General features: G+C 75.0%; 18 protein-coding genes and 1 pseudogene. 9 read left to right on the top strand and 10 right to left on the bottom strand.

From position 1 onward, the window contains the following. The first annotated feature begins 786 nt into the window (after window positions 1–786). The 6 genes from KBX37_RS20740 (at window position 787) to KBX37_RS20715 (ending at window position 7164) form a co-directional block, all read left to right on the top strand. Entirely contained in the window at window positions 787–2103 is a 1317-nt protein-coding gene (locus tag KBX37_RS20740) for a hypothetical protein (RefSeq protein ID WP_247658568.1), read from the top strand. A gap of 46 nt (window positions 2104–2149) precedes the next feature. Continuing rightward, on the top strand, window positions 2150–3124 hold the full coding sequence (locus tag KBX37_RS20735) for an alpha/beta fold hydrolase (RefSeq protein WP_210777588.1): 975 nt from the start codon (window positions 2150–2152) through the stop codon (window positions 3122–3124). A 5-nt stretch (window positions 3125–3129) separates the two neighbouring features. Beyond that, complete coding sequence (locus KBX37_RS20730) at window positions 3130–4008, top strand: DUF3152 domain-containing protein (protein ID WP_247658567.1); 879 nt, start codon at window positions 3130–3132, stop codon at window positions 4006–4008. Between the two features lie 84 nt (window positions 4009–4092). Continuing rightward, window positions 4093–4938: a DUF3152 domain-containing protein gene (locus KBX37_RS20725; protein ID WP_307849141.1), complete on the top strand. Its 846-nt coding sequence runs from the start codon at window positions 4093–4095 to the stop codon at window positions 4936–4938. Between the two features lie 41 nt (window positions 4939–4979). Further along, a complete protein-coding gene (gene moeZ, locus KBX37_RS20720; protein ID WP_210777591.1) occupies window positions 4980–6230 on the top strand; it encodes an adenylyltransferase/sulfurtransferase MoeZ in 1251 nt (416 codons plus the stop codon). 85 nt (window positions 6231–6315) lie between these two features. Beyond that, a complete protein-coding gene (locus tag KBX37_RS20715; protein WP_374103804.1) occupies window positions 6316–7164 on the top strand; it encodes a prenyltransferase/squalene oxidase repeat-containing protein in 849 nt (282 codons plus the stop codon). On the opposite strand, the gene KBX37_RS20710 is transcribed toward KBX37_RS20715, so the two are convergent. The 8 genes and pseudogenes from KBX37_RS20710 to proB all read right to left on the bottom strand — a co-directional run bounded on the left by KBX37_RS20710 (window position 7148) and on the right by proB (window position 12680). After that, complete coding sequence (locus KBX37_RS20710; protein WP_210777587.1) at window positions 7148–7663, bottom strand: SUKH-4 family immunity protein; 516 nt, start codon at window positions 7661–7663, stop codon at window positions 7148–7150. The two genes, KBX37_RS20715 and KBX37_RS20710, sit on opposite strands and share 17 nt — an antisense overlap. Window positions 7664–7696: 33 nt before the next feature. Beyond that, entirely contained in the window at window positions 7697–8317 is a 621-nt protein-coding gene (locus KBX37_RS20705; protein ID WP_210777586.1) for a hypothetical protein, read from the bottom strand. Beyond that, entirely contained in the window at window positions 8314–8937 is a 624-nt protein-coding gene (locus tag KBX37_RS20700; RefSeq protein WP_210777585.1) for a hypothetical protein, read from the bottom strand. Before KBX37_RS20700 ends, KBX37_RS20705 begins: the two co-directional genes overlap by 4 nt. Beyond that, a complete protein-coding gene (locus tag KBX37_RS20695; protein ID WP_307849140.1) occupies window positions 8927–9424 on the bottom strand; it encodes a hypothetical protein in 498 nt (165 codons plus the stop codon). Before KBX37_RS20695 ends, KBX37_RS20700 begins: the two co-directional genes overlap by 11 nt. A 28-nt stretch (window positions 9425–9452) precedes the next feature. Beyond that, window positions 9453–9779 (bottom strand): hypothetical protein, encoded by a 327-nt coding sequence (locus KBX37_RS20690; protein WP_210777584.1) that lies wholly within the window; start codon window positions 9777–9779, stop codon window positions 9453–9455. A 2-nt stretch (window positions 9780–9781) separates the two neighbouring features. Further along, window positions 9782–10183 carry a YbaB/EbfC family nucleoid-associated protein gene (locus tag KBX37_RS20685; protein WP_210777583.1) on the bottom strand — a complete coding sequence of 134 codons (402 nt, stop codon included), beginning with the start codon at window positions 10181–10183 and terminating at the stop codon, window positions 9782–9784. Window positions 10184–10268: 85 nt separating this feature from the next. Continuing rightward, window positions 10269–11519: pseudogene (locus KBX37_RS20680) on the bottom strand (glutamate-5-semialdehyde dehydrogenase); the annotation flags it as partial. 51 nt (window positions 11520–11570) lie between these two features. Further along, window positions 11571–12680 carry a glutamate 5-kinase gene (gene proB / locus KBX37_RS20675; RefSeq protein WP_374103803.1) on the bottom strand — a complete coding sequence of 370 codons (1110 nt, stop codon included), beginning with the start codon at window positions 12678–12680 and terminating at the stop codon, window positions 11571–11573. Between the two features lie 61 nt (window positions 12681–12741). On the opposite strand from proB, the gene KBX37_RS20670 reads away from it, so the two are divergent. Genes KBX37_RS20670 through KBX37_RS20660 form a run of 3 tightly spaced genes read left to right on the top strand, consistent with a single transcriptional unit; the run spans window position 12742 to window position 15922 of the window. Beyond that, a complete protein-coding gene (locus tag KBX37_RS20670) occupies window positions 12742–13056 on the top strand; it encodes an MGMT family protein (RefSeq protein WP_210777580.1) in 315 nt (104 codons plus the stop codon). Between the two features lie 32 nt (window positions 13057–13088). Next, window positions 13089–14471 (top strand): MFS transporter, encoded by a 1383-nt coding sequence (locus KBX37_RS20665; RefSeq protein WP_210777579.1) that lies wholly within the window; start codon window positions 13089–13091, stop codon window positions 14469–14471. Continuing rightward, window positions 14468–15922 carry an aminotransferase class V-fold PLP-dependent enzyme gene (locus tag KBX37_RS20660; RefSeq protein WP_210777578.1) on the top strand — a complete coding sequence of 485 codons (1455 nt, stop codon included), beginning with the start codon at window positions 14468–14470 and terminating at the stop codon, window positions 15920–15922. Before KBX37_RS20665 ends, KBX37_RS20660 begins: the two co-directional genes overlap by 4 nt. A gap of 49 nt (window positions 15923–15971) precedes the next feature. Here the strand turns inward: KBX37_RS20660 and KBX37_RS20655 are convergent, their stop codons facing one another. Both KBX37_RS20655 and KBX37_RS20650 read right to left on the bottom strand, forming a co-directional pair. Further along, window positions 15972–17174 (bottom strand): hypothetical protein, encoded by a 1203-nt coding sequence (locus KBX37_RS20655; RefSeq protein WP_210777577.1) that lies wholly within the window; start codon window positions 17172–17174, stop codon window positions 15972–15974. Then, window positions 17167–17715: a SigE family RNA polymerase sigma factor gene (locus tag KBX37_RS20650; RefSeq protein WP_210777576.1), complete on the bottom strand. Its 549-nt coding sequence runs from the start codon at window positions 17713–17715 to the stop codon at window positions 17167–17169. The genes KBX37_RS20655 and KBX37_RS20650 overlap by 8 nt, the downstream gene beginning before the upstream one ends. Window positions 17716–17911 lie beyond the last annotated feature (196 nt).

The following is a 17911-nucleotide window of genomic DNA, read 5'->3' as shown; positions in this document are numbered from 1 at the left end:
GCCCCGGACCGGTCCGCCGTGGAGGGAGCCGCCGGTTGGGCCGGTTCCCGATCCGCCGCCCCCCGCAGCGCCCCGCCGGCCGCGCCCGCCAGCGCGCCCCCGGTCGTCGCCCCCGCCAGCGCCCCGCCCGCGGCTGCGCCCGCCAGTGCCCCGCCCGCTGCCGCACCGCACGGCGAACCCCCGGCGGGTACGGCCAACGGCGCGTCACCGATCAGCGGTTCCTACGGTTCGGCGCCGTCAGCAGGGTCGTACGGTTCGGCGCCGAGCGCCGAGTCCGCCGGCTCGGCACCGACCGCCGGGTCCTACGGATCGGCGCCGGCCACGGGGTGGTACGGCCGGGCGGAGGCCGCAGGCTCCTACCGCGCCGCACCGAGCACCGGGTCCTACGGCTCGACGCCCACCGCCGAGGCGCCGCCCGCCGCGCCGCGGAGTGCTCCTCCGGCCGGCGCGGCCGCCCCCTACAGCGCGCCGCCCGCTGCGCCGCGGAGTGCTCCTCCGGCCGGCGCGGCCGCCCCCTACAGCGCGCCGCCCGCCCCGGCCGTCGACAGCAGTCCGACGACCGACCGGCCGTTCCGGCTCCGGTCCGTGCCGGCGGAGACCGCCAGCGCCCCGGCGGAGCTTCCCGGCCACCAGCCGACCCCCACCGGTCCCGGCGCCGCGCCGGACCCCGCCACGAGCGGGCCACGCCGCCTGGACCTCCCCTCCTCCGCGCCCGCTCCGACGAGCGCACCCCCCTACGCGGCCCGCCGCTCCGCACCCGATCCGGCGCCTCCGGCCGAGCCGGCCGTGGAGGACGGGACGCCGGAGCCCGGCGCGGTGGTGCTGCCGCAGCGCGTCCCCGCCGAGCCGGACGTGCCCGTTGTGCCGGAGCCGCCAGCCGTGGAGCCACCCGCCGAGACCCCCGAACTCGCCCGCATCGCCACCCACCTGCGCCGCGACGACGAGCCCGCCCCGCTGCGGGAGCGGCCGGAGGGCTTCGACGTCAACGCCATCCTGGACGCCGTGCGGGAGGTGGCCGGCGTGCGCGACGCCGCGTTGCGCCGTACCCCGGCCGGCGCGCACAGCCTCCGGCTGGACCTCGCCGACGGGGCCGACCCGGCCGAGGTGAGCCGCATGGGCGCCCGCCTGCTCCAGGAGCGGATGGGGCTGGCCGCGGCCCCGCAGAACCTGCCCGCCACGACCCCCGCACCGGCGCCGTTGCGGCGCCGCTCCGCCGAGACCCGCGCGCCCGAGCCCCGTGCCCCCGAGCCGTGGGGCGCCGAGCCGCGCCCCGGCGAGGCGCCGGCCCGGCCGCGCGACGCGGAGTCCCGCCCCGGCGACCTGCGCCGGCAGGAGCCCGGGGCCGGCCCGTCGAGGCGGTCCCGATCGGCCGATCCGTCGGGCGAGGGTCGCGCACCCGCCGGCACCGGGCGCGGCGCCGCCGACCAGCCGCCCGGGGCCCGCCCGGCCGCCGAGGCGGCCACCGCCGCCCCCGCGCCCGGCCGGGTGGAGGACTACCCGGGCACGGTCGAGGGGGTGCCGCGCCGGCGCCGGCAGGTCTCCGCGCACCGGGGGCGGGCCAGTGTGGAGGAGGCGAGCGCGACATCCGCGCCGCCGGCCACCGGCAGCCCGGCCACGCTCGGCACCTCGTACTCCGGTGGGCAGCTGACCACGACGGAGAGCGCCCCGTCCCGACCGCTGGACACCGGCGGCGCGCCGGGGCCCCGGGTGGTGATCGACCACGTCCAGGTGAGCACCTTCGGTCTCGACGCCACCGTCGAGGTACGCCTGCTCGCCGCCGGCGAGCAGGCGGCCGGGCACTCCACCGGGCCGGCCGTGGACGGGTACGTCCTGCGACTCTGCGCGGTCGCCGCGGCGGCGGCGGTGGACCAGCTGCTGCGGGGCGCCGAGGGCGCGGCCGAGCGCGGGCGGTGCTTCGTCGAGCACGCCGCGGTGGTGCCGTTCGGCAACTGCGAGGTGGCCACGGTGGTGGTTCTGCTGGTCTGCGACGGCTGGGTCGAGCAGCTCGCCGGCTCCGCGCTGGTCGCCGGTGACCCCCGGCAGGCGGTGGTCCGCGCGACGCTGGCCGCCGTCAACCGGCGCCTGGAGGCGTTGCTGGCCTGAGCGGCGTGGTGTTCGCCGGCGGGTCGTGCTGGGCACACTGGGAGGCATGAAGCGAGCCGCCCTCTGGCCCGAGCATCTGCTGCCCCCGCACCACGTTCCGCCGCCCTGGCCGGGCCGGGAGGTACGCCTCGACGGCACGGTCACCTACGTCCGGGACACCCCGGCCACGAGTGCGGACGCGGAGCCGGCGCTGTACGTGCACGGGCTGGGCGGCTCGTCGCAGAACTGGACGGACCTGGCCGGCCTGCTCGCCCACCGGCTCGACGGGCAGGCCATCGACCTGCCCGGGTTCGGGCGCAGCGAGCCGGGGCGGCGCTACACGATCCCGGCCTTCGCCGAGCGGGTGGTCCGCTGGATCGAGCACTCCGACCGGGGGCCGGTGCACCTGTTCGGCAACTCCCTCGGCGGGGCGGTCGCGGTGCACGTGGCGGGGCTGCGGCCGGAGCTGGTGCGTACCCTCACGCTGGTCTCCCCGGCGCTGCCGTTCCTGGACTTCCGCCGCTCGTTGCAAGGGCGGATGCTGCCGCTGCTGGCCATCCCACGCGGGGAGCGGCTGGCGGCCTGGCGGCTGGCCCAGCTCGCCCCCGAGGTGATGGCCCAGCAGGTGCTGGAGGCGTGCTTCGCCGACCTGAGCCGGCTCAGCGAGCAGCGCCGGCAGGAGGCGCTGGAGGAGATCCGGGTGCGCTACGAGGCCGCGCACTACGCCGCCGCGTACGTCCGGACGTTCCGCGGCCTGGTCTCCAGCTTCCTGCGCTCGTACCTGCCGGGGGCGGGGTCGATGTGGCGGATCGCCGCAGCGGTGCAGGCCCCCACGCTGGTGGTGGGCGGCCTGCAGGACAAGCTGGTGGACGTGCGGGTGGCGCCGCAGGCGGCCCGGGCGATCCCGGACAGCCGGCTGATGATGCTCGAAGGGGTCGGCCACGTCGCGCAGGTGGAGGTGCCGCGCACGGTGGCGCGGGCGGTGCTGCACCTGCTCGCCGAAACGGAGGAGGTCGGGAGGCGCTCCGACATGGCAGGATGACCCGGATGCCCAAGTTCCTCCCCCACGGTCACCGCGCGCGTGCGACCCCCCGTGGCCGCCGCGCGCCCGTCGGAGGCCGTCGCTGGACGGTCCTGCTGCTGGCGATGCTCGCGGTGGTGGTCGGCGCGGGCGGGGCACTTTTCGCCGGCCGTCCCGGGGCCGTCGCCGAGACGCTCGCCGTCGGGACGCCCGCCCCCCGGCCGACCGCCGCGCCGCTCACCCCGTCGCCGTTGCCGGTGGTCACCCCGAGCCCGTCCGCGACCAGCCCGGCCCCGCTGCTCCAGCTCGCGGGCCCGGTGCCGTCCGCCGGGCGGGGCAGTTTCGGGTACGACGACCGGGCCGGTCCGGTGCTGGGGCGGGGTGGCCCGGTGCAGCGGTACCGAATGGCGGTGGAGAACGGCTCCGGTGAGGACGTGCACGCCTTCTCCGACGAGGCGCAGGCGGCGCTGGCCGGGCCCGGGAGCTGGGTGGACAGCGGGCGGCTGCGGCTGCGCCGGGTGCCGGCGGGCGAGGCGTACGACTTCACGATCTACCTGGCCACAGCGAACACGGCGGGGCGGATGTGCCGGGCCGGGGGAGTGGACATCCGGGTGGGCGGCCGGCCGTACACGTCGTGCCGGGCGTCGGGGAAGGTGATCATCAACCTGGACCGGTGGCGGATCTCGGTGCCGCACTTCGTGCGGGCCGGTGTGCCGTTGTCGCTCTACCGCACCTATGTGGTCAACCACGAGGTGGGCCACCAGTTGGGGCACCACCACGAGCGCTGCCCGGGGCCGGGCCGGCCGGCGCCGGTGATGCAGCAGCAGTCCCTCTTCCTGGACGGCTGCACCGCCAACCCGTGGCCGTACGTCGACGGGCGGCGGTACACCGGCCGTCCGGTCTGAGCCCCGCCGCGCGATCTGAAGCGTATTCACATCGCCCGGCCGGAAAAGCGCTGATATGCCCGATTAGTCTGTCATGCTGATCGGGTGACCCCGTTCTCCCCGCTCGCCGAGGGTGGCGAACCGGAACCGGCCGACCAGGCCGACCTCGCCCGACCCGCCGGCGACACCCGACCCGGGCTCGTCCGGATGCGCCGCCGGCGGCGGCGTGCCGCCCTGCTCGGCCTGGTGGCGCTCGGCGCGACCGTCACCGGCGTCGCCCTCGTCCGGGCCGACGACGGGCCGTCCGTCCCCGCGTCCGCCGGGCTGTCGCGGCCACAGGAGTTCGGCGCCAGCGAGGACGCCGCGCCCGCCGCGTACCCGACCAGCGGCTCCGGTCGCTTCGCGGCCGCCGACGGCCGCTCGCCGGTGCACGGGTACGACGGCCCGCTGCGCCGCTACCGGGTGGCGGTCGAGGAGGGCACCGGGCAGGACGTCGACCTCTTCGCCGACACCGTGGACGAGGCGCTCGCCGACCGGCGCAGCTGGATCGACTCGGGTGAACTGCGGGTGCAGCGGGTGCCCGAGGCCGCCGCTGCCGACTTCACCGTCTACCTGGCCAGCCCGGCCACCTCCGAGCGGATGTGCGCCGAGGGCGGGTTGATGACCGAGGGGTACACCTCCTGCCGGCTGCCCGGCCAGGTGATCATCAACCTGGCCCGCTGGATGGACGCGGTGCCCGACTACGGTGCCCCGCTGGCCGTCTACCGGACGTACGTGGTCAACCACGAGGTCGGCCACGAGCTGGGCGAGGAGCACCAGGCCTGCCCCGGCCCCGGCGCGCCGGCCCCGGTCATGCAGCAGCAGACGTACGGCCTGGACGGCTGCGTCGCGAACGCCTGGCCGTACGTCGACGGGGTGCGCCATGAGGGCGTGCTTGTCCCCGGTGCCTGAGTTATTCCCGCTCCCGAATGTCGGGCTACGTGTCACTGCTCATGGCCGACCGGACCCCCGGCGAGCGACAATGGCGCGGTTCGCCACCAGCCGATCCCGGGGAGTCCACCGTGTCGCTGCCCCCGCTCGTCGAGCCCGCCGCCGAGCTGACCGTTGACGAGATCCGCCGCTACTCGCGCCACCTGATCATCCCGGACGTCGGGGTCGCGGGACAGAAGCGGCTGAAGAACGCCCGGGTGCTGTGTGTCGGCGCCGGCGGTCTCGGCTCACCCGCCCTGCTGTACCTCGCCGCGGCCGGCGTCGGCACGCTCGGCATCATCGACTTCGACACCGTCGACGAGTCCAACCTCCAGCGGCAGGTCATCCACGGCGTCTCCGACGTCGGCCGCCCGAAGGCGGAGTCCGCCGCGGCGTCGATCCGCGAGATCAACCCGCTGGTGAACGTGCGGATCCACAACACCGCGCTGGACCGGGAGAACGTCCGCGAGATCTTCGCCGAGTACGACCTGATCGTCGACGGCACCGACAACTTCGCGACCCGCTACATGGTCAACGACGCGGCGGTGTTGCTCGGCAAGCCGTACGTCTGGGGCTCGATCTACCGCTTCGACGGTCAGGCGTCGGTGTTCTGGGCCGAGCACGGCCCCTGCTACCGCTGCCTCTACCCGGAGCCCCCGCCGCCCGGCATGGTCCCGTCCTGCGCCGAGGGCGGCGTGCTCGGCGTGCTCTGCGCGTCGATCGGCTCGATCCAGGTCAACGAGGCGATCAAGCTGCTCACCGGCATCGGCGAGCCGCTGGTCGGCCGGCTGATGGTCTACGACGCCCTGGAGATGTCGTACCGCAAGATCAAGGTTCGCAAGGACCCGAACTGCGTGCTCTGCGGCGAGAACCCGACGGTCACCGACCTGCTGGAGGACTACGAGGACTTCTGCGGCGCGGTCTCCGAGGAGGCGCAGGAGGCGGTGGTCGACGCCACCATCACCGCGCTGGAGCTCAAGGAGTGGCAGGACGCCGGCAAGGACATCTTCCTGGTCGACGTCCGCGAGCCCGCCGAGTACGAGATCGTCCGCATCCCGGGCGCCATGCTGATCCCCAAGGGCGACATCATCTCCGGCGAGGCGCTGGCGAAGCTGCCGCAGGACCGGCAGATCGTGCTGCACTGCAAGTCCGGCGTCCGCTCCGCCGAGGCGCTCGCCGCCCTCAAGGCGGCCGGGTTCCGCGACGCGGTGCACGTCCAGGGTGGTGTGCTCTCCTGGATCAAGCAGATCGATCCCTCGCTGCCCGCGTACTGAGCGACGGCCGGGGTCGGCGGCGGGCCACTCACCCGCCCCGGCCTCGGCCGATTCCCCGAGGCGCGATCCCCTTTACGCAGGTAGCGTGACCGCCGTGGTGGACATGGACGCCGCTATCGGCTTCGTCGTGGCGCACGGGGACGCGGTGGACCGCGCGCGGCTCTCCCGGCTGCGCACCGGCGCGCCGGTGCCGGTCGAGCTGCTCGACGCCGCCGAGGCCGGGCAGACGCCCGACGGGGGCTGGCCGGCCGTCCTGGACGGTGTCGTCGGCTCCGTCGACGCGACCTGCTTCCGCCTGGCCGAGCTGGACGACCTCGGCGCCCTCGGCCGCCCGGCGGCCCGGCACGCGCTGGACTGGCTCGCCGCCCGCCAGCTGCCCGACGGCGGCTGGGACGAGGACCCGTCGCTGGCCGGCCTCGCGCCGGAGTGGGCCCGGCCGGGCGATCCGGAGGCCCGGTTCTACCTCACCGCCAACGCCGGGTTCTGGCTGACCGTGGCCGGCCTGGACGCCCGCGCCGCCGGCCCGCTCGATCACCGCGTCGGCGGCGCGTACGCCGGGGTGGTGCAGGCGGCGGCGCACGCGGTCGCCGCGCAGCTCGCCCCGGACGGCGGCTGGCCGTCCTTCCTGCCCGCCGGCTGGCTGAGCGCGGCCGTGCTGCACCGGCAGGAGATGTACTACGAGTCGGCGCGGATCCAGGCGGTGCTGGCCGAACGGATCCCGAAGATGTCCCCGGCCGACGTCGCCTGGCTGGCGGCGACGCTGCGTCGGGTCGAGGTGGGCGAGGAGCAGTGGCTGCTGGTCTCGGCCCGCCGCCGGCTCGCCGAGACCCAGCGCAGCGACGGCGGCTGGGACAGCGACGACGGTCACCAGTTCGACGTGCACACCACGCTGCGGGCGATCCGGGCCTGCCGGACGGTCACTTCAACTGGCTGATCACCAGCGGCCACCAGCCGTCCGGGGCGAACGCGGCCGGGTCGATGCTCTCCAGCACCATCCGCAGCGTCTCGGCCCGCTCGGCCCGGCCCGCCTTACCCTCGTCCGCCTCGACGAAGAGCGCGAACTGGTAGAGGAACTCGACGAACGTGCGGAAGTTGGTGTTGACGCCCTGGATGTCCTGCTGGTCCAGGTCGAACTGGAGGATCTCGCCGTTGCGCGGGTCCAGCACGTAGAGCAGGTCGGGGTTGTCGGCGACCGCGCCCACCACGATCAGCCGGACGTCCAGCGAACCGTCCTCGGTGCTGAGCTGGATGGTGTCGTACAGCTCGATGTCGCCTTCGAGGAAGGCGGTGTAGACGACCGCCACGTCGAGCGGGATCTCATCACCGGCGGGGAGCAGGTCGGGGCTGAACCCACCCTCCAGCCACGCCTCGCGCGGGTACGGGATGAGCTCGTCCTCGCTCCACAGGGCACGGAACCGGGGATCAGCGGCCATGACGATCCTTCGTGGTCACAGGAGTTGGGTCGGTCAGGACGACAGGCCGGCGGTGATCAGCAGCCGCCGCCAGTTGTCGGCGTACTCTCCGGCATGCCGGCCCTTGCGGAGCCGCCGATCGCGGACCCCGGGGCCGAGGACGGTCGCGACCAGGTCGGGGTAGCCCGGACCGAACACCCGCTCGTTGAAGAAGGTGACGATGTCGGGGGCGAGGACGGTATATTCGACGTCCTCGTCCGGGTGCTCGTACTGGAAGATGTAGGCGTCCGGCTCCATCCAGTAGACCTCGAGGTCCTCGGTGTCCAGGTAGATCGGGGCGCCGCCCTTGATCTCGCCGCGTAGGCCCGGCGGAACGCTGCGCAGCTCCCGCCCGATGGTCAACGGGCTGCCCATCGGGTCGTCCGGGTCGACGGTGTAGGCCCTCCAGGCCGCCGGGCTGGTGATCTGCTCAGGGGGCGTGAACCGGAAGTTGTCGCCCTCCACCCGGCCGAAGAGACGGTAGACCTCCGCGACGCCGGGCAGGTCGGGGAGGGGCTCCAGCGGAGCCGGCCCCTCGATGACGACGCCGAAGCCGTGCTCGGCCTCCAGGCGCGTGAGCAGCGCCAGCTTGTCCCGGATCTCGGCCAGCGCCGGGGTGGCGTCGGGGCTGTTCACTCGTCAATCCACTTCACGATGATCCGCGTGCCCTCGGGGACGTCCCGCAGCGCGACCGAGATGTCGCTGCCGATCTGGCGGTTGGTCCAGGAGTCCATCAGCCTGAGGTTAGCGTATTCATCCTTTCCTTTCAGTTGTAGCTCGTGGATGTGGTCCGGGTCGAGGCCCTGGCCGCGGGCGGTGATCGTCCCCTGGCCGTCGTAGAGGCGGTCCACCAGGGACTTGTTGGCCAGGTACTTGTTGGTCTCCCGGCTGCCGTGCTGCTGGGTCAGCTTTTCGTTCTTGGTCAGCCGCCGGATCAGCCGCTCACGGAACACGTTCGTCCGGGTGCGGGATGTGCGGGTCGTGCGGTCGTAGACCTTGTTGCTGTCCCGGTCCGACTTCGCCTTGAACAGCTGCTCGTCCTCACCGAGCCGGACCAGATCCTTCGCCTTGCGGTCGAAGTCCCTCTTGTCGAAGTCCGACCGGTACCGCAGCCGCAGCACCGCGGGCTCCTCGACCTTGGCGCCGGTGGTCTTGGCGGTCCGGAAGACCTTGTCGTTCTCCAGGAACGCCGAGACGAGTTTCGCGCCCTCCGCCTGGGCCTGCCGCGCCGGGGCGTCGCGTTTCTTACCCCCCATTGAGCACCACGTCCACCGCCATACCGATCAGCTGGTCGATGATCATCCCGGTGATCATCTTGAAGATCGGGATCTCCAGCAGCGACGCCCCGAAGGTGGCCGCCGCGGTCGCGATCGCCTGCGCGATCTGGATCGCCAGCAGGATGAGCTGCACGATCACCTGGATCTTCAACGCCAGCACGACGCCCGCCCCGGCCATCAGCCCGATGGCGATGACGTTCGTCGGGTCGGTGGCGTCGGCGATGTTGCGCGCGGCCGACTCCTTGTCGTTCCACTCGCCGGCGAAGGCGGCGAAGCTCTCGCCCCGGTTGGTGTCCAGCACCGTCCGCGCGGCCGACTCCAGCTGGGCGACCGAACCGTTGATCCGGTCGGCCATGCCGGTCCACTCGCCGGCAAGCTGGAACAGCGCGGTCTCGTCCGACTCCGGCCAGTCGTACCCGATCATCGAGAGCAGCGACGCGAGCTCGCCCGGAAGCGTCAGGCCCACGGCGACTCCTTTCCTTTGTGCGGCGGGCTCAGCCGCCGAGCTTGCCGAGAATCGATTGGAAGGAGTTGCTGACGCCCTCCTCGACGGCCCGGTACCCCTCCGCCATCGCGTGCAGGTCGGCGGCGTAGTTCTCCAGCTCCGTGAGGTTGGTGCTGAGGCACTCGGTCAGCCCGTCCACGCAGGCCTGGTGGGCGACGCCGAGCAGCATCCCGATCTCGTCTCCGCCGAAGGCGTGCGCGTAGCCGCCCACCGCCGCCTGGAACGCCTCGAAGGCCTGCCGGACGTCCTCCTTGGCCCGGACCAGCTCGTCCGCGCCGCGGCGCACCGAGTCGACGTCGACGTCCAGAGGCTCCATCGTCAGCTCCGCCCCTGCAGTTTCCGCATGGTCTCGCCGACCGCGAGGGTGATCTCCCGCATCTGCCGCAGGCCCTGATCCTGGAGCCGCTCCACGGTGGCGGTCATCGCGGCCAGGTCGGGCATCGGCTCTGTCCCGGCCCCGGCCTCGTCCTGCCCGTCGAGGGCCGCGTTCACCGCCCGGCGCAACTCCTCGGCGAGGTGTTCCGCCCCCTCGCGCAGCACCCGGGGGTCGAGGTCGACAGCGCTGACCCGCCCATCGGTGCCGAGGGTGACCCGGATCCGTCCGTCGGCGGCCTCGCCCACCGACTCGACCCGTTCCCGGGGCGTGCCGGTGCGGCTGACCTCCCGCAGCGCGGCACGCGCCTGCGCCAGCTGCTCTTCCAGGGCGCTCTCGCCCAGCATGCCGCCTCCCCAGACAAGCCGTGCCGAACCGGCCTCAGACTAGCGGCCCCGCGCACCCCCGCGTACGCCCGTCCAACCCGGACAGTCAGCCGCGCAGGTGCCCGTCCCCGGTGACCACGTACTTCGTCGAGGTCAGCTCGGGCAGACCCATCGGGCCCCGGGCGTGCAGCTTCTGGGTGGAGATACCGATCTCGGCGCCGAAGCCGAACTCGCCGCCGTCGGTGAACCGGGTCGACGCGTTCACCATCACCGCCGCCGCGTCCACCCGGGCCACGAACTCCCGGGCCGCCGCGGCGGAGTCGGTGAGGATCGCCTCGGTGTGCCCGGTGCCGTAGCGGCGGATGTGCGCGACCGCCGCGTCGAGCGAGTCGACCACGGCCACCGAGATGTCCGCCGAGAGGTACTCGGTGGCGAAGTCCTCGTCGGTGGCCGGCACCACCGCGTCTGAGTAAGCGGCCACCCGGGCGTCGCCGTGCACGCTGACCCCGGCCTCGGCGAAGGCGGCCAGCATCGGCGGCAGGAAGGCGTCCGCGACGTCCGCGTGCACCAGCAAAGACTCGGCGGTGTTGCAGGTGGACAGCCGCTGGGTCTTCGCGTTGAGGGTGACCGCCACCGCCTTGGCCGGGTCGGCGGCGGCGTCCACGTAGACGTGGCAGTTGCCCACCCCGGTCTCGATCACCGGCACCGTCGACTCCTCGACCACGGTGCGGATCAGCGACGCGCCGCCGCGGGGGATCAGCACGTCGACCAGCCCGCGCGCCCGCATCAGCTCCTTGACCGAGTCGCGCGAGGTGGCGTCGAGCAGCTGCACCGCGTCCGCCGGCAGGCCGGCCCCGGCGACCGCGTCCCGCAGCACGGCGACCAGCGCCGCGTTCGAGTGCGCCGCCGACGAGGAGCCGCGCAGCAGCGCGGCGTTGCCGGACTTCAGGCAGATCCCGGCGGCGTCCACGGTCACGTTCGGCCGGGCCTCGTAGATGATGCCGACCACCCCGAACGGCACCCGGATCTGGCGCAGCTCCAGCCCGTTGGGCAGGGTCGAGCCGCGGACCACCTCGCCCACCGGGTCGGGCAGCGCGGCCATCTGGCGCAGCGCGTCCGCGATGCCCGCCACCCGGCCCGCGTCGAGCGCCAGCCGGTCCAGCCCGGCCGCGCTCAGCCCGGCCGCGCGCCCGGCCGCCAGGTCCGCCTCGTTCGCGGTCAGGATCTCCGGCGTACGCGCCACCAGCGCGTCGGCCATCGCGTGCAGCGCGGCGTCCTTGGCGGTACGCGTGGCGACCGCCAGCTCGCCCGCCGCGTCCCGGGCCCGGCGGGCCTGCTCGCTGACGCTCATGCCGGCACCGCGCTGAACTGATGATTCGCTCGCTGACGCTCGCTCATCGGCAACTCCTCACAGCAGCACGAGGTCGTCGCGGTGGACGACCTCCCGTTCGTACGCCGGGCCGAGCGCCGCGGCGAGTTCGGAGGTGGAGCGGCCGAGCAGCCCCGGCAGCTCCACCGCGTCGTAGTTGACCAGCCCCCGGGCTACCGGCGCGCCCTCGGCGTCCACCAGGTCGACCGGGTCGCCGGCGGTGAACGCGCCGTCCACGGCGGTGATCCCGGCCGGCAGCAGCGACTTGCGTCGCCCCACCACCGCCTGCACCGCCCCCGGGTCGAGGTGCAGCCGCCCCCGGGGCGCGGTGGCGTGCGCGAGCCAGAACAGCCGGGCCGCGGGCCGCTGCCGGCTGGGGTGGAAGAAGGTGCCGACCGGCTCGCCGGCCAGCGCCTCGGCGGCCAGCGGCGCGGCGGTCAGCACCACCGGAATGCCGAAGCCGGTGGCGATCCGGGCCGCCTCGACCTTGGTGACCATGCCGCCGGTGCCGACGCCGGAGCGGCCCGCGCCGCCGATGTCGATGCCGGCCAGGTCGGTCTCGCCGCGCACCTCGGTGATCCGGGTGCTGCCCGGCTGGGTCGGGTCCCCGGTCCAGAGCGCGTCCACGTCGGAGAGGAGCACCAGCAGGTCGGCGTCGACCAGGGCGGCGACCAGCGCGGCCAGCCGGTCGTTGTCGCCGAAGCGGATCTCCTCGGTGGCGACCGTGTCGTTCTCGTTGACGATCGGCACGGCGCGCAGGTCGAGCAGCTTGCGCAGGGTCCGGTACGCGTTGCGGTAGTGCGCCCGCCGGGTCACGTCGTCGACGGTGAGCAGCACCTGGCCGACGGTGAGCCGGTGCCGGGCGAAGCCGGTCGCGTACCGGCCGATGAGCAGGCCCTGCCCGACGCTCGCGGCGGCCTGCTGGGTGGCCAGGTCGCGGGGACGCCGGGCCAGCCCGAGCGGGGCCAGGCCGGCGGCGATCGCGCCGGAGGAGACCAGCACCACCTCGTGCCCCTGGGCGGCGAGCGCACCGAGGGTGTCCACCAGGGCGTCGACCCGGGCGTCGTTCAGCCCACCGCCGCCGGTGGTCAGCGAGGACGAACCGATCTTGACGACGATCCGCCGGGCCTGGGTGACTGCTTCGCGCACCCGCCCATTCTGCGCGGTCGGTTCCGCGCGACCCGGGAGGCTTCCCATATGGTGGCCGGTCGTGACGCCTGAGGAGTACGTCGAGACGGTGCTCGCGCTGGTCGAGCGGATCCCGCCGGGCCGGGTGATGTCGTACGGGGCGGTCGCCGACGCCCTCGCCGAGCGCTCGGGCCGGGCCTCCGCGCGGCTGGTCGGCTCGATCATGGCCCGGCACGGCGGCGGGGTGCCCTGGCACCGGGTGGTGACCTCCGCCGGCCGGCTGCCACCGGGTCACGAGGTCGAGGCGCGGGCCCGGTTGCGGGCCGAGGGCTGCCCGTTGCGGGCCGCCGGGGTGGACATGTCGGCGGCGAGCTGGTGGCCGGAAGAGGGAATGTGACCCCCGCCATAACGTGAGTAACATTCGGCCCCATGGACGCGCCGCCGGCTGAAGCCGACCCCTCGGTCACCGGCCCGACCGGGGCGCGGCGACCGGACCCGCTGCCGCGCCGGGTGCACGCCGGCTACGCCCTCGGCTCGCTGGCCACCGGCGCGTTCGGCACCGTGCCGGGGCTGCTGCTGCTGCCGTACCTCACCGATACCCTGGGCGTGGCCGCCGGGGTGGCCGCCCTGCTGGTGCTGCTGCCCAAGGCGTGGGACGTGCTGGTGAACCCGGTGGCCGGGCGGCTCTCCGACCGCACCCGTTCCCGCTGGGGGCCGCGCCGGCCGTGGCTGCTCGGCGCGGGGCTCGCCCTCGCGGTGCTCTTCGCCGCCATCTTCGCCGCGCCCTTCGGCGCCGGTCCCGCCGCCGGGGCGTACGTGGCGGTCGCATTCCTCGCCACCGCCACCGCGTTCGCCTTCTTCCAGGTGCCGTACGTGGCGATGCCGGCCGAGCTGACCGGCGACCGCGCGGAGCGTACCCGGCTGATGACCTGGCGGATCGCGGTGCTGGCGCTGGCCATCCTGGTCTCCGGCGCGGTGGCCCCGATGGTGGTGACCGCGACCGGCGACGGCCTCGCCGGGCACCGCTGGATGGGCCTCTTCGTCGCCGCGCTGATCGCCCTCGGGGCGGTCGGCGCCTTCCTCGGCACCCGCGCGGTCGCGACCGGCGCGGTGACCGAGACCGAGCCCACGCTGCGCGCCCAGCTCGCGGTGGCCGCCGGCAACCGGCCGTTCCGGGCGCTGCTGCTCTGCTTCGTGATTCAGTCGGCCGGGGTGGCGACCATCCTGGCCGGGGTCAGCTACTTCGCCGACCAGATCCTGCGCGACCCGGAGAACGGCCCGACCCTGCTCTTCGCCTGTTTCGTCGGGCCGGCGCTGCTGGTGATGCCGCTGTGGTCCCGGCTCGGCGCCCGGCTCGGCAAGCGGACCGCCCTGGTCGCCGCCTCGCTGCTGCTCGCCGCCGGGGCGCTGGCCCTGGTCGCCGCGCCCGCGCTGCCCGCCGCCGCCGTCTACGCGGTGGTCGCGCTGCTCGGCGTCGGGTACGCCGGCCAGCAGGTCTTCGCCCTGGCCCTGCTGCCGGACTGCGTCGCCCACGAGACCGCGCGGACCGGCCGCCGGCAGGCGGGCGTCTTCACCGGCCTGTGGACGGCGGGGGAGACCTTCGGCCTGGCGCTGGGCCCCGGCCTCTACGGCCTGGTGCTCCAGGTCTCCGGCTACGTCTCCTCCGACACCGGCACCGCGGCGGCCCAGTCCGACCAGGCCCGGCTCGGCGTGCTGCTCGGCTTCACCGTGCTGCCCGCCCTGCTGGTCGGGCTCGCCGTGCTGCTGCTGCGCGGCTGGACCCTGGACCCCGACCCGAAGGGCGAGGAATGATCGACGAGGACGGCGCACCCGCCGAGCGGGTGCTGGCGGAGATCCGCGAGCTGCGGGCCCTCGACCGGCCGACGCACGGCGGACGGCTGTTCGCCTACGTCTACGACCCCGCCGTGCCCGGCCTGGACGAGCTGGCCGCCGCCGCGCACGCCGGCAGCGCGCACGTCAACGGGCTCGACCCGACCGCCTTCCCGTCCCTGCTGGCGATGGAGAACGCGCTGGTCGGAGCGGCCGCCCGGCTGCTCGGCGGCGGCCCCGGCACGACCGCTGCTGAGGTGGTCGGCAGCGTCACCAGCGGTGGCACCGAGTCGCTGATCCTCGCCGTCAAGGCCGCCCGGGACGCCCGCCCCGAGCTGACCGCGCCCCGGATCGTGGTGCCGGCCAGCGGGCACGCCGCCTTCGCCAAGGCCGCCCACCTGCTCGGGGTCACCCTCGACACGGTGCCGGTCGACCCGGAGACGCTGCGCCCGGCGGCCGCCGACGTGGCCGCCGCGATCCGCCCGGAGACGGTGCTGGTGGCCTGCTCCGCCCCCTCGTACGCGCACGGCGTGATCGACCCGGTGGCGGAGATGGCCGCGGCGGCCGCGGCGGCCGGGGTGCGCTGCCACGTGGACGCCTGCTTCGGCGGCTGGACGCTGCCCTACCTGCGCCGCCTCGGCGTGCCGGTGCCGCCGTTCGACTTCGCCGTCGACGGGGTCACCTCGATCTCGGTGGACCTGCACAAGTACGCGTACGCCCCGAAGGGCGTGTCGGTGCTGCTGCACCGCGACCCGGCGCTGCGCGCCCCGCAGTACTTCGCGTACGCGGACTGGCCCGGGTACACGATGGTCAACCCGGTGCTCGCCTCGACCCGCTCGGGCGGGCCGATCGCCGCCGCGTACGCCACCCTGCGGCACCTCGGCGACGCCGGCTACCTGCGGCTGGCCGCCGCGACCCGGGACGCGGTCACCGCGCTGGCCGACGCCGTGCGCGGCGTCGACGGGCTGCGGCTGATGGCCGAGCCGGAGTCGACGGTGGTCTGCTTCACCGCGACCGACCCGGAACTCGACCTCTTCGTGCTGGTCGACGAGCTGACCGCCCGGGGCTGGCACACCCAGCCCCAGCTCCGGTACGCGGACCTGCCGCCGAGCGTGCACCTGACCGTGACCGCCTCGGTCGCGCCCCGGGTCGCCGAGTTCGGCCCGGACCTGGCCGCCGCGGTGGCCGCGACCCGGGCGGCCGGTCCGGTCCGGCTCCCCGCCGAGCTGCGGGCGCTGGCGACCGCGCTGACCCCGCAGGCGCTCACCCCGGAGCTGGTCGCCGGCCTGGCCGCCGGGCTCGGCCTGGACGGGCGTCGGGGCGTGCCGGAGCGGATGGCCGTGGTGAACACGCTGCTGGACGCCGCCCCGCCGGCGCTGCGCGAGCGGCTGCTGGTCGAGTTCGTCAGCCTGCTGCAACGCCCGAGCTGGTGACGCCGGGGAGGCGGACCGGTACGGCGGGTGGGCGCCGTGCGGCGACCGGTCACCGGTAGTCGATCCGGACGACATTGTCGGCTTCGTAGACCTCCTCGACGACGGTGAACCGGGCGTCCATCGGGCGGGCGTCCACGTCGGCCGTTCCCCGGCCCACGGTCACCCCCGCCGCGGCCCGCAGGCCCAGGGTGAGCCGGAACTCCGCACCGGCGTCGAGCCTGCCGAGGTCGCAGCCGACCGGTTGGCTGGTCGTCGCCGGGGTGTTGCGGCAGGGGGCCCAGCCGTCGCCGTCCGGGCGCAGCGCCGACGGCAGGTCCAGCCGGAGCGCCACGTAGGCGGCCGGGCCGGTGCCCGCGTTGCGGATCCGCACCGTCACCGTGCCGGCGCGTGAGCCGTCCGGAGCAGTGGCGAGCAGCAGATCGGTGGCGGTGAGGACGAGGTTCGCCTCGTGCGGGTTCGGGGCGAAGGCGGTCGGTCCGGAGACCTGGCCGAACGAGCGGCCGTCCCAGCGGTGACCGCGCCACTGCCGCTGCGACCAGTCACCGGGCCAGCCGCCGCCGGGCGCGATGTCGCCGACCTGCACGCGCACCACGCCGTCGTCGCGGACGTCGAGCGCGATCAGCCACTGCGGTCGCTCCCGCCTGGTCCTCGTCACCTGGCCGACGGTGACGATCCGTCCGGACCGGTCCCGGTCGAAGGCCACCACCTGTTGCGGGCCGCCGGTGCCCCGCACGCACTGCACCAGCGCCACGGTTTCGGCCGCCCCGTCGCCGTCGATGTCACCGGTGTCGAGCGCGAGCAGGGTGTTCGTCTCCCACCCGGCTTCGCCGGCCAACCGGACCCGGCCGTTCGGGCAACCGGCGTCGACGTGCCAGGTGGGCAGCGTGACCGGGCCGGCCAGGAGCTGGGCCCGGCTGATCCGGCCGTCCGGTGCCCCGGTCGGGCCCGCGCTGGTGGTCGCCGACGACGGGCTCGGGCTGCCGGAGCCGCTCGGCGTCGGCGACGGGCTCGCGGTGGCGCTCGGCGTCGGCTCGACCGGGGTCGGGCCGGGGGCCGGGCGGTCCAGCGCCGCGTACCCGACGACCGGCCCGGCCAGCAGGGTCAGGGCAGCCGTCGCCCCCGCGGCGAGGTGGCTGCGCCGCCGCCGGCGCACCGCCCGCCGCACGGCGGCCGGTCCCGGCACCTCGATCTCGGTCAGCACCGCCTGGCGGTAGCGGGCGAACTCCGTGGCGAGAACCTCCTGCTCAGGCATCCCGCACCTCCTCGGTGGTCTCGCGCAGGCGGGTGGCGAGCGCCGCCCGGCCCCGGTGCAGCCAGGACTTGACCGTGCCCTCGGCGACCTGCTCCTGAGCGGCGATCTCGGCGACCGTCAGGTCGGCGAGGTAGTGCAGCACCACGGCGCGGCGCTGCTTGGGCGGCAACTGCGCCAGGGCCTGGTCGAGCGCCACCCGGTCCGGCGTCGGCCCGGCCACGTGCGTCTCCCGCTGCCGGCGCAGGAACAGTTCGGCGGTACGCAGCCGCCGCCAGCGGTGGTGGCCCAGGTTCCAGGCGACCTTGCGTACCCAGGCGAGCGGGTCCTCGTAGCCGGCCACCCGGTCCCAGCGGACGTACGCCCGGCAGAAGGCCTCCTGGACCAGGTCCTGCGCCTGGCCGAGGTCACCGGTGTACGCGGTGAGCTGGACGACCAGCCCCCGGAAGTGTGCGTGGTAGAAGTCGTCGAAGATCAGCTCGGGCGGCTCGGGAGCCGGGCCCGGCGGTGACCCGGCGACCCGCACGTCTCTCGTCACAGTCACTCGTCCTCCCCGTGGTGGCCGTGGGTCCGTACCCGCCGGCACCGGTCACTCCGGTACCGGCACCGGCCGGTTGTCGTCGTTCGACGGGGGACGGCGGTCGGGGCCGGGACGACCGGATCCGGACGGGCACCGCCGGCCGAGACCCCCGTGCCCGGCCGGCGGTGGCTCATGGCGCGCCAGCCGTCCGCCGCGCCCT

The organism is Micromonospora sp. U56, from assembly GCF_018070095.1.
Lineage (GTDB): Bacteria > Actinomycetota > Actinomycetes > Mycobacteriales > Micromonosporaceae > Micromonospora > Micromonospora purpureochromogenes.
The sequence above is the reverse complement of the archived record's forward strand: the minus strand, read 5'-3'. Positions and strand labels throughout refer to the sequence as shown.